The organism is Actinophytocola sp., from assembly GCF_009379765.1.
Lineage (GTDB): Bacteria > Actinomycetota > Actinomycetes > Mycobacteriales > Pseudonocardiaceae > Actinophytocola.
Window position 1 is genome coordinate 1 of sequence record NZ_WHTD01000232.1, and the last position, 10416, is coordinate 10416.

The window sequence follows — 10416 nt, forward strand, 5'->3', positions numbered from 1 at the left end:
ATAAGACGCCGCGGTGCCATCGACATAGTCACTGACACCATCCGGAAGATCCGAATCCCCCCCGAACGGGTCATAATTCTCCCGAACAAACGCAGCGAGCAACACCTCCTTGGTATCCGCCGACACGTACGGATCGTCCAGGACGCCCTTGACGTCCTGCCAGGAGCGACTCACAGCCCACTCCCCGGCGCGGTCACCGTGGTGGTGGCGCCGGACTCCGTCGCGCCGTAGGTGGCACCCGCGCCGCTGATCTGGCCGGCGAAGGAGATGAGGTTGTCACACATGGCCGTGGCGCCCTGGCCGAGCTGCTCGATGGCGGCCGAGTAGTCGCCATGCCACTGGGTGTGCTCGGTACCGAACTCGGCATCGGTGAGCTCGGTGGGCTGGGTGTCCTCGACCTCGCCCTTGGCGTCCTCGGCCGCGTCGTTGATGTTGCCGCCGGCTCCGGACATCTGGCCGGTGTCGGTGGTGTAACCGTCCGGAGGGGCGACCCCACCTGGGCCCGCGGGCGGCGGCGTGGTGCTGGCCGGCGGCGTCTTCATGGGTCCCCCTTGTGACTCAACCTGCGTGACGCCGGGTTCGACGCGCAACGGCGACGACCGGTGCCGTCGCATCTGCACACAGAATCTACCTATCCGCAGGTGGAGTCGTGCAGCTGCCAGGAATTTGCTTCTTCAAATGGTGGACCTGCCGGTGCCTTACCGCAACCAGGTCCGCCCGGACATGTCGTCGTCGCCTTCGGAGGGAGTCGGGCGGCGCGGTTTGCGCTTGGCCTTGCTGTCCTCGGTGCCAGCAGCTCGCGGCCCGCCGGGCCGGCCGCCGCCTTGGTTCTCGGCCGCACCCGACTCCCGGCCGCCACCGAACCAGGACACCGGCTCACCGCCGAACCCGGGTGCGGCGTTCTGTCCGCCCAGGCCGGCCGAGGGCGTGGCCGGGCCGGGCCTTCCCGCGCCGGCCGGGCCGGGTTGGCCGGTGCCTGTGCTGAATCTCCCGGGGCCCGCTGGGCCGGGTTGTCCGGCGCCGAAGCCCGGTCCGCCGGTGTGTCCGGCGACGGGGGGACCCTCCCCCGGGGCGCCGAGCTTGAGGGTTCTCCGCGGGGCCGGTGGCGGTTCGGCAGGTGCCTCGGCCTTGACGACCGGCTCCCGAACCGCCGGCGCCGGCGTGACGCGCCGGGCCTCCTGGAACTCCTCGCCACCGAGCGCGAGGGTGGCGGGCTTGGCGATCGGGCGGCCGGCGGGCCCGGCCTGCTCGGCGCGTTCCTCGGCGGCCTGCTTGACGCGCTCGTCCATGGCCTGCTTCTCGCGCTCCTGGCGCTCGAGCATCTCGGTGACCTGCTTGTCGATCTCCTCGGAGCGCCGGGCGCAGTCACCGAGCGCGCGGAGCCCGTTGGTGGTGATCGCGTCGAGCCGGCGCTGCGTGGCGTCGTGGTCGATCTCGTACAGGGACATCGCGCCTCACTTGTTGTCGAGATCGTCCTCGCCGAGCACGCCGTGCATGCTGTAGACCGGATCGCCGTTGTCGAACAGGTCGCCGTGGACACTCCAGCCAGTGCCGGCCCGCCCGCTCTCGGCGTTGTCGCCGGCTCCGGCGCCGGCCATCATGGGCATCCCCGCGCCGGCCGACGCGGCCGGGTCACCGTCGCCGGCAGTGGCCAACCCGGCCTCGCCGGTCGGCTGGTCGGGGACGAGCACCCCGGACACCGACCCGCTCTGGTCACCGGCCCAGGCTTGCGCGGACGTGGCCTGAGACCCGCCCTCCACCTCGCCGGAAGCCGGCTCGGGTGCGGCCGAAGTGGCCGGCTCGGCAGTGTCGGGCGTTTCGGCGGGCACCTCAGCGGCGGACCCGGCCTCGACAGGCTCGGCGGGCGGCTCATCCGCTGCCGGCTGTGCCTCGGCCGGCTCGCCGGCCGCCTCGCCGGTGGGTGACTCACCGGCGCCGGACCCGTCGGCGGTCGGCTCAACGGCCCCAACAGCAGCAGACCCGTCGGCGACATGTTCGGCATCGTCCGGCGCGCCTGCGGGCGGCTCGCCGTACTCGTCGGCAGCCGGGGCGCCGGCGCCGGATCCATCGGCCGGCGGGTCGGCAGCGGACTCGTCGGCCACGGTCGAGTCGGCCGGCTCGGCCGCCGGCGGGTCGGTCGCGGCGGGAGGCTCGCCGGCAGGTTGCTCACCAGCGGGCGGCTCCGTTGCCGGCGAGTCACCGGCCGTGGGATCACCCGAGTACTCATCGGCATCGGCCGGTGGCTCACCGGGAGACGCGTCGGCTGTGGCCGGCTCCGGTTCGACCGGTTCGGTCGGTTCGCCGGCAGGCGGCTCGCTTGGCTCATCGACGGCTGACTCATCGTCGGTGGGCAGCCCGGGCGCCGACCCATCCGCCACCTGATCGGCTTCGGTCGGCTCGCTCACGGGTGCCGCGGCGGATTGCTCGTCGGTTTGCTCGTCGACGGCCGGAGCGGCTTCGGGAGACTCGTCGGTGGGTGGCTCATCCGCCGTCGGGTCGTCCGCTGGTTCGGCCGCGGCGGCGGAGCTTGCGGGTGTCCTGCCCGCGGGCACGTCATCCGGCAGCGCGTCGGCGGCGGCCGGTGGCTCCGACTGGGTGGGGGCGGCGCTCGCGGCAGGGGTCGGCGGCGACGGTGCCGGCGCGCCGGCCGGTGGGTCGTCGGTGAAGTCGAGGGTGTAGGTCGTCGGCTTGTCGGTGCCGTTCTCGACCGTCACCGTGATCGTGCCCTGGTCGAACAGGGAACGCTCCGCGGTGATCTTCAGGTCGCCGTTCTCGATCACGCATTTGCCGTTCGTGCCCGCGGGCACGTGCTCGGCGCCCGGGTCCGCCGCCGGGCGGCCCTCGGCAGGCATCGGCGACAGGCCGCTGGCCGCGTCGAAGTCGAGGTCGTAGGTCTTGGCCTTGCCGGAGCCGTAGTCGACGGTGACCTTCACATCGCCCTCGCCGTCGGGGCTGGTCACCGAGATGGTTCGGTCGCCGTCCTTGATCCGGACGGACTCGTCGGCCGGCGGCTCGGCAGCGGCCGGGTCGGTCGAGGCCGGGTCGGCGGGTTCCGGCTCCGCCTCGGGCGCGGGCTCCACCGGGGCCGGCTCGGGCGCGGGGTTCGGCTGCGGCGGCGGCATCACGGCCTCGGGACTGCCACCACCTGGGTAACCACCGCCACCAGGGCCGGGGTCACCACCGCCGCCAGGGCCCGGGTCGCCACCAGGGCCGGGGGCGCCGCCCTGCCCGGGGTCACCACCGCCGGTCGAGCCGGGCACCGACAGGTGGGAGAAGACGCTGGCCTCGGCCAGGATCCGGAGGTTCTCGAGCGAGGCGTCGTATGCCTCGCCGACGAACTTCCGCACGGCGTCGGCCTCGTCGCAGTAGGCGTTGATCCTGCCGTGGATCGTCTCGCGCTCCGTGTCCGCCTCACCGACGATGAACCGGTACTGGCTCACGACGACATCCGAGTCGTCGGTGCAGTCCCACTTCTCGAGGACGTCGTTGAACAGGTGGTTGGTGGTCAACCTGTCCTGAATGAGCGCGGCAATCCCGGGAAAGTCGTAGTAGCAGCCGCCGATGTGGGTGGAGACGCAATGTTCCGCCAGATATCGGCCGCTGGCCCCCGACATCTTCCACCAGTCGGCGGGCTTCGAAACGCGGTGCCACGTGAAATGCGTGTCCAGGCAGTCGTTCCGATATTCCAGATACATCGTGCGGATGTTCGACATCGCGGTCTCGAGGCCCGCGGCGGTGGTCGCGACGGCCGCCTTGTAGTCGTCGAGCGTCTTCTCGAGCTTCTCGATGTTCGCGCGGAAGGCGTCGTACGACTCGCCTTTCCAGTCCTGTGCCAGCCGTTCCTTGCCGTCCTTGACCACGAACGAGATGTTGCCGATCGCCGCGGCGAGGCCCTTGAGCTTGGCTACGTCCTTGCTGATCTTGCCGAAGGCCAGGCCGCCGAGCCGGCTGTGCCGTTCCTGTGCCGATGTCGCGAGCTTGATGCCGAGAACGTCCTCGTAGGCCGGAATCGTCTCACCGACGGCCTTGTCGATGGCCTCGTCGCCGATGAGGTCCTTCGAGTGCTCCTCACCATCGATGGCGATATCACTGTTGTCGATCGCCGGCGCCGCGTCGGGGAGCTGGAACCTCATTCCTCGCTCCCGAGCCGGCTGTCGATCTCCTTGATGTTCTTCAGGCCGGAGGACTCCGCGCTGACGACCACGTCCGCACCCTGGGACAGCTGGCCGCTGACCTCGGAAAGGTGCGCGGTGAGGTTGCCGAGGTCGGCCGCGATCGCGGCCATGTACTTGTCGTACTTCGCGCCCTGGTCGTCTTTCCACGAGTTGCCGAAATCGGCCGCCGTCGCGTCCTTCGCCCCCATCTTCGCCTGGATCTGCTCGACCTGGCTCGCCGCTTCCGCGATGACCGCGGCATACGCGCGGACGGCATCCGGATCGTGCTCCATACCTCCCGCCATGGCGTGTCCCCCTCAGTAGACCGAGTCGACAGGCACGGATCGTACGCCCGTGCACACTGTTAGCAACATAGCGAGAAGGCCTTCCACGCATGGGCGAACCAGTGGATCCGCGACCGAAACCTACAGGTCAGCCGGCTGCGGAGACGACACCTACCAATCGTCGGGCTGCGGACTCGGCGGCCTCGTGGGACGGGGCCTCGACCATCACCCTGACGAGCTGCTCGGTGCCGGACGGGCGAAGGAGCACGCGACCGGTCTCGCCCAGCTCGGCCTCCACGGCGGCGACCGCCTCGGACACCGAGTCGGACGCGGCGACCGCGGCCTTGTCGGTGACCTTCACGTTCACCAGGACCTGCGGCAGCCGGGTCATCACGCCGACGAGATCGGCCAGCGAACGCGACGTGGCGGCCATCCGGGCCATAACGGACATCGCGGTGAGCAGACCGTCGCCGGTCGTCGCGTAGGTCGGGAAGACCACGTGGCCGGACTGCTCGCCCCCCAGCGACAGGCCTGCCTGGCGCAGCTCCTCCAGCACGTAGCGGTCGCCGACCGCGGTGGTGCGCAGGGTGACGTCGTTGTCGCGCATCGCGAGGTGCAGGCCCAGGTTGCTCATGACGGTCGCGACCAGGGTGTCCTCGGCGAGCGCGCCGGACTCCTTCATGGCCAGCGCGAGCACCGCCATGATCTGGTCACCGTCGATGGCCGCCCCGGCCGCGTCGACCGCGAGGCAGCGGTCGGCGTCGCCGTCGTGGGCGATCCCTAGGTCGGCCTGTTCGGCGAGCACCGCCGCGCGCAGACCGTCGAGATGGGTCGACCCGCAGCCGTCGTTGATGTTCTCGCCGTCGGGCAGCGCGTGGATCGCGATGACCTCGGCACCCGCCTCGCGGTAGGCCTGCGGTGCCGCGGCCCAGGCGGCGCCGTTGGCGCAGTCGACGACCACCCGCAGGCCGTCCAGCCGGTTCGGGAGCGCCTTGAGGAGGTGCTCGAGGTAGCGGTCGAGCGCGTCGCTGATGTCGTAGATCCGGCCGACCCCGGCGCCGGTCGGGCGGCTGAACGTGGCGCCGACCGCCGCCTCGATCTCGTCCTCGATCGTGTCCGGCAGCTTGTGCCCGCCGGCGGCGAACAGCTTGATGCCGTTGTCGGGCATCGGGTTGTGCGAGGCGGAGATCATGACGCCGAGATCGGCGTCCAGGTCGCCGACCAGGTGTGCGATCGCCGGCGTCGGCAGCACACCGACCTGCATGACGTCCGCACCGGCCGAGGTGAGCCCGGCGGACACGGCCGCCTGCAGCATCTCGCCACTCGCTCTCGGATCCCGGCCGACGACCGCGACCGGCCGGTGTGAGCTGTCGTGCTCGGCCAGCACTCTTGCCGCCGCGGCCGCGACCGATATGGCCAACTCGGGGCCGAGATCGCCGTTGGCGAGTCCACGAACCCCGTCGGTACCGAACAGGCGCGCCATCGTTGGGGAACCTCCCAGACGGTAGAAGCAATGAACGCCACGCCTGGTGCATCGTTCGCACCTGGCGTGGCGTTCATCGCATGGCTAAAGCGTGACCCCGACCCTTCAGCTACTACGGAGCGTCAGCGCTTGCTGTACTGAGGCGCCTTGCGGGCCTTCTTCAAGCCGTACTTCTTGCGCTCCTTGACCCGCGGGTCGCGAGTGAGGAAGCCGGCCTTCTTGAGCGCCGGACGGTCCTCGATGTCGATCTCGATGAGCGCGCGGGCGATCGCCAGGCGCAGCGCGCCGGCCTGGCCGGTGATGCCGCCGCCGTTGAGGTTCGCGCGGATGTCGAAAGCCTCGGCCTTCTCGAGGATGACCAGCGGCTCGCGGATGAGCTGCTGGTGCACCTTGTTCGGGAAGTACTCCTCGAGCGACTTGCCGTTCAGCACGAACTTGCCGGTGCCGGCGACCAGCCGCACGCGAACGACGGCCTCCTTGCGCCGACCGACGGTCTGGGCGGTCTCCCCGGTCACGCGCGGCGTGGCGGGCTTGGCCTCCGGCTCGGCGGCGCTGGTCTCAGGGGTAGTCAATGGTCCTCGCTTCGTGCTGGGGTGCGGCTCGGCTTACCGGCTGACCTTGGCGATCTCGAACGGCTTGGGCTGCTGGGCGGCGTGCGGGTGGTCCGGGCCGGCGTAGACCTTGAGCTTCTTGCCCTGGGCGCGGCCGAGCTTGTTCTTCGGCAGCATGCCCCTGACCACCTTCTCCAGCAGCCGCTCGGGCTTGGTGTCCAGCAGCTCGCCGAAGGACTGCTTGCGCAGGCCGCCGGGGTAGCCGCTGTGCCGGTAGGCGAACGCCTGGTCGCGCTTGTTGCCGGTGAGCACGACCTTGTCCGCGTTGACGATGACGACGAAGTCGCCGGTGTCGACGTGCGGCGCGAAGGTTGGCTTGTGCTTGCCGCGCAGCAACGTGGCGACATGCGAGGCAAGCCGACCGAGCACCACGTCCTCGGCGTCGATGACATGCCAGGTGCGGTCCACCTCACCGGGCTTCGGACTGTACGTGCGCACGGATCTACCTCGTCGTCATTTGCGTCTGGGTGCCTGCGCGGGCCTGCGCGGGCATATGCCCACGCCGCGCAACAATGATAGAAGATACCTGCCTGTTCCGAGCAGGGTCAAAGCGGCCCCCTCCCCGGGTCCCACCCTGGCCGCTACGGTGCACCGGGGCAGCAGGTTGCGGCGCGGCCGAAGGGGTGTCATGGCTATCGGAGGACCAGGGCGTGTCGGTGCGCTCGCCGCCGTCGCGCTGCTCATCCTGTCCGGCTGCGCGCGGCCGACGACCGGCACCCCGGCGCCGGACCGGGCGGCCGCCGACTCGATCACGGTCGAGGCCGGCATCAAGGCGTTCCAGGACCACTTCGCCAACCTCGGCGACGAGCACGCGAAGGTCTTCAACTTCCTCAACTACGGCGACACCAAGTACACCACCGAGCACGAGTCCTACAAGCTCGGCGACCCGCCGATGACCGTGCTCATGCGGCGCCGGGACGAGGACGCGGACTCGTCGGCGATCCTGCACCCGCCGGACGACCCGATGGACTACGTGCGGCTCGACTCGAAGCACGCGCACCTCGCGCCGACGCCGTGGGTGGCGGTGCCGACGCTGTACGAGGGCGGGTTCCAGACCTGCTTCCTGCTGACCGCGTGGCTGGCGTGCCATCTGGACAACGCGATCACGCAGACGACGCTCGACGCGCCGGACCGGCAGCCCGCGCGGGCGCAGCGGACCGACGACGGGGTCGAGGTGACCACGGGCGCGCTGCTCGGGCTGATGATCGACGAGGGGTTCATCACCATTCCGGAGGACCAGCGCTCCGGGGTCACCGCGTCGATGCGTGACGAGGTGGTGCCGGTGGTGATCCGGCTCACGCCCGACCTGGAGTTCACCGGATTCGAGATCCGGGGGAAGGTGACCGACGGGGACGCGGAGCCGCTGGAGCTGCAGGTCGGCTACGAGGTGGTCGGCGGGTCGAGCGAGGGCGACTTTCCCGCGAAGCCCGACGCCGGCGAGCTGACGACGATCACGGACGAGACGGCGGCGGACAAGTTCTGGACGAACTTCAACACCCGGGACCCGGCCTGAGGTTCCGCCCGCCCGGCCCGCAAGGCGGGGGTGCCCCTGGCCTCCGGCCCCCGGTAAGCACGCTACGGGCGGGCACCGACGGTTCTCGGGGACCGGCGAGCTGCCTGTGGACCGCCGCGGGAGTGTCCACTTCGGAAAGGCTGGAGACAGCTGTGGGGCCCGGGAGGATGTCCCGGGCCCCACGGCAGATCCTGCGTCAGCTCACCAGCGGTTGGTGTTGGTCCTCTCACCGGCCGTGTAGTCGTCGGCGGCCTGGTTCACGGCGGTGCCGATGGCCGCCATCACCTGCTGCAGGTCGGCTGCGGCGGAGTCCCACTTGGCCTGGTGCGCGTTGTACGCCTCGGACGCGGCACCGACCCAGGTGGAGACGAGCGGCTGCAGGTAGGACTTCAGGTCGTCGAGCGAGCCCCGGACCTTCGCCGCGTTGGAGCTGATGCTGCCGGCGGCCGACTGGAGCGCGCCGAACGAAACCTTGATACCACCATCAGGCATTTCTTAGTTCCCCTTTGTGTCTCGAAGTTCAGTGAGTGCTGTTCAGGAAAGCTCTGGGTGTCTGCGTCAGCCGTCGAGCTGCGAGGACAGGTTGCCGAACGCGTCCAGCTTCGTGTCTTCCTGAGTCTGGTACTCGGACCCGGCTGCCTGCAGCTGCTCGGCGATGGCCTCGAGGGCCTGGTTCAGCTTGTCGCTGTCGTCCTTGAAGCGAAGCATCATGTTGTTGAACGCGGTGGCCGCGGCGCCCTTCCAGGAACCCTCCAGGCCCATGACCACGTCCATGGTCTGCTTCAGCGTGGCGTCGACGTCTTCCCTCACCGAGATCACCTTCGCGTGGGCGTCGGTGAACTGGGAAATTTCTCCTGTGTAACCGTCAGGCATTTGGGAGCTGCCCCCTTCATCTCTTCGGCGGGTCGTACGTCCCTCTTGGTTCGTACGCCTCTTGCGACGTAGACCCTGCCACGTCCGGTTCCACATTGTCGCCACCTGATCGGAGGTCGTTGCGAGCGTGAACGCCGGACCTCGAACGTTCGGGGTTCGTGGTGAATGGACGAGGCGGTGACCAGAAGCTCGCCGCCGCAACGACGGTTGCCCCCGCGACCCCGCAAAACGATGCTTTAGCTGGGGGTTTGCTCGTCCGAGAGCTCGAAGACGGAGTCCGGGAAGGCTTCCGGACGGTAGGATTCGACGGTCGCATCCATAAGGATTCGCTGTTGCGAAAAGTCCTCGTTCTCGTCACTCGGGCGAGTGTTCTCCTTCGCCGGTGACTCGGTCCCCGCCCGGTCCGGCCCACCCTCGCTCGTATCGGCGGGACCCTCGCCGACGCTCTCGTCGGGGGCGTCGTCCAAGTCGACGAGCAGCTGGTGCTGGGAGAAGTCGTCGTCGTCCGGCCTGGGCTCTGGCTCGGCCACCGGCTCGGCGGGCAGGCGCGCCATCAGCCGGTCCGCGTCCGGGAGCTCCGGCACGGGCAACCCGTTGGCGTCGCGGAACTTCGCCGCCTCGTCCCGCGGCTCGACGGTGGTCGGCTCCACCTGACCGCGGTGAACTCCGCGCAAGCGTCCCGTTTTCGCCTGCTCGGTGAGCTCCTGGTTGCGCTTGCGGAAGTCGCCCGACTGTGCCTTGGCCTCACCCGTGGCGCGGCGAGCCCTGGTGAGCGCGGCCGAGACCTCGGCCGTGAAGCGCGCCCTCGCAGCGCGGAAACCGCCGTCCTGCCCCGTCATGTCGGCACCTCCGCGGGCGAGCGTAGCGACGGATCACCCGGTAACGGTCAACGTTCGCACAACGGTCTCACATGCTTGGGCCACCTGGTCCCGCCCGTCGCCGCCGTTCGCGTACTGGCAGCCGACGCTCACCTGGGTCCGGCCGTCGAACAGCACGTACCAGTCCACCGTCGCGCCGCTGAGCGTCTCGCGGTAGGTGATCACGTCCCGGCCGGCGAACGACGCCCCGTCGTCGAAGTCCGCGAAGGTCTCGCCGGCCTGGTCGAACTCGGTACGCAGCCGGTCCACCGCACGGGCGCGGTCGGCCGTGCTGTCGAACGACAACCGGATCTCCTCGACGAGCACCCGGTCGTCGCCGGTCTCGCGGCCGGTCGGCTTGAGCTCGGTGCGCAGCCGGTCCGGGTCGCCGCCGGTCTGCAGCCACCCGTCCGGCAGCGCGAACTGGTACTCGTACTGGGCGATGACCCGGCTCGGCGCCGGCCCCGGTGAGGTCGGCCGGGCCTGCGGCTCCGGCTGGCCGCCGCTGAGCGCGACCACGAGCACGATCACCGCGACCACGACGGCGGCCGCGGCCCCGCCGGCGACCAGCAGCTTGGTCCGCCCGACCGGCGCGGCCGGCGGCCGTGGCGGGGGCAGGACGGGCGGCGGGGTGCGCGGCG

The 10416-nt window shown here is 70.3% G+C and carries 12 protein-coding genes; 1 reads left to right on the forward strand and 11 read right to left on the reverse strand.

Annotated elements, in window-relative coordinates; all coding sequences use genetic code 11:
• Positions 1–170: 170 nt before the first annotated feature.
• The 7 genes from GEV28_RS39890 to rplM form a co-directional block, all read right to left on the reverse strand.
• Entirely contained in the window at positions 171–542 is a 372-nt protein-coding gene (locus GEV28_RS39890) for a hypothetical protein (protein ID WP_291419178.1), read from the reverse strand.
• A gap of 156 nt (positions 543–698) precedes the next feature.
• On the reverse strand, positions 699–1448 hold the full coding sequence (locus tag GEV28_RS39895) for a hypothetical protein (protein WP_291419180.1): 750 nt from the start codon (positions 1446–1448) through the stop codon (positions 699–701).
• Between the two features lie 6 nt (positions 1449–1454).
• Positions 1455–4133, reverse strand: a complete 2679-nt coding sequence (locus GEV28_RS39900) for a hypothetical protein (RefSeq protein WP_291419182.1) — start codon at positions 4131–4133, stop codon at positions 1455–1457.
• Positions 4130–4459 carry a WXG100 family type VII secretion target gene (locus GEV28_RS39905; protein WP_291419184.1) on the reverse strand — a complete coding sequence of 110 codons (330 nt, stop codon included), beginning with the start codon at positions 4457–4459 and terminating at the stop codon, positions 4130–4132. The genes GEV28_RS39900 and GEV28_RS39905 overlap by 4 nt, the downstream gene beginning before the upstream one ends.
• Positions 4460–4586: 127 nt before the next feature.
• Positions 4587–5921, reverse strand: a complete 1335-nt coding sequence (gene glmM, locus GEV28_RS39910) for a phosphoglucosamine mutase (protein WP_291419186.1) — start codon at positions 5919–5921, stop codon at positions 4587–4589.
• A 122-nt stretch (positions 5922–6043) separates the two neighbouring features.
• Entirely contained in the window at positions 6044–6493 is a 450-nt protein-coding gene (gene rpsI, locus GEV28_RS39915) for a 30S ribosomal protein S9 (RefSeq protein WP_291419188.1), read from the reverse strand.
• 33 nt (positions 6494–6526) lie between these two features.
• The gene (rplM, locus tag GEV28_RS39920) at positions 6527–6970 is read right to left on the reverse strand and encodes a 50S ribosomal protein L13 (RefSeq protein WP_291419190.1); all 444 of its coding nucleotides are present in this window, start codon (positions 6968–6970) and stop codon (positions 6527–6529) included.
• Positions 6971–7160: 190 nt separating this feature from the next.
• Between rplM and GEV28_RS39925 the strand changes: the two genes are divergently transcribed.
• The gene (locus tag GEV28_RS39925; protein WP_291419192.1) at positions 7161–8045 is read left to right on the forward strand and encodes a hypothetical protein; all 885 of its coding nucleotides are present in this window, start codon (positions 7161–7163) and stop codon (positions 8043–8045) included.
• A gap of 201 nt (positions 8046–8246) precedes the next feature.
• Here GEV28_RS39925 and GEV28_RS39930 read toward each other — a convergent pair whose 3' ends face one another.
• The 4 genes from GEV28_RS39930 to GEV28_RS39945 all read right to left on the reverse strand — a co-directional run.
• Positions 8247–8537: a WXG100 family type VII secretion target gene (locus GEV28_RS39930; protein ID WP_291419195.1), complete on the reverse strand. Its 291-nt coding sequence runs from the start codon at positions 8535–8537 to the stop codon at positions 8247–8249.
• A gap of 66 nt (positions 8538–8603) precedes the next feature.
• Positions 8604–9014, reverse strand: coding sequence for a WXG100 family type VII secretion target (locus GEV28_RS39935; protein ID WP_367115285.1), 411 nt, complete (start codon positions 9012–9014; stop codon positions 8604–8606).
• 140 nt (positions 9015–9154) lie between these two features.
• Positions 9155–9757, reverse strand: a complete 603-nt coding sequence (locus GEV28_RS39940; RefSeq protein WP_291419199.1) for a hypothetical protein — start codon at positions 9755–9757, stop codon at positions 9155–9157.
• A 33-nt stretch (positions 9758–9790) separates the two neighbouring features.
• Positions 9791–10416: type VII secretion-associated protein (locus GEV28_RS39945; protein WP_291419201.1), on the reverse strand; the 626-nt coding region annotated here is incomplete at its 5' end.

Excerpts from the sequence above, each read along its gene's own strand:
- glmM (WP_291419186.1), bottom strand. The coding sequence starts at position 5,921 with ATGGCGCGCCTGTTCGGTACCGACGGGGTTCGTGGACTCGCCAACGGC.
- GEV28_RS39895 (WP_291419180.1), bottom strand. The coding sequence starts at position 1,448 with ATGTCCCTGTACGAGATCGACCACGACGCCACGCAGCGCCGGCTCGAC.
- GEV28_RS39940 (WP_291419199.1), bottom strand. The coding sequence starts at position 9,757 with ATGACGGGGCAGGACGGCGGTTTCCGCGCTGCGAGGGCGCGCTTCACG.
- GEV28_RS39935 (WP_367115285.1), bottom strand. The coding sequence starts at position 9,014 with ATGTGGAACCGGACGTGGCAGGGTCTACGTCGCAAGAGGCGTACGAAC.
- GEV28_RS39905 (WP_291419184.1), bottom strand. The coding sequence starts at position 4,459 with ATGGCGGGAGGTATGGAGCACGATCCGGATGCCGTCCGCGCGTATGCC.
- GEV28_RS39930 (WP_291419195.1), bottom strand. The coding sequence starts at position 8,537 with ATGCCTGATGGTGGTATCAAGGTTTCGTTCGGCGCGCTCCAGTCGGCC.
- GEV28_RS39890 (WP_291419178.1), bottom strand. The coding sequence starts at position 542 with ATGAAGACGCCGCCGGCCAGCACCACGCCGCCGCCCGCGGGCCCAGGT.
- GEV28_RS39900 (WP_291419182.1), bottom strand. The coding sequence starts at position 4,133 with ATGAGGTTCCAGCTCCCCGACGCGGCGCCGGCGATCGACAACAGTGAT.
- GEV28_RS39925 (WP_291419192.1), top strand. The coding sequence starts at position 7,161 with ATGGCTATCGGAGGACCAGGGCGTGTCGGTGCGCTCGCCGCCGTCGCG.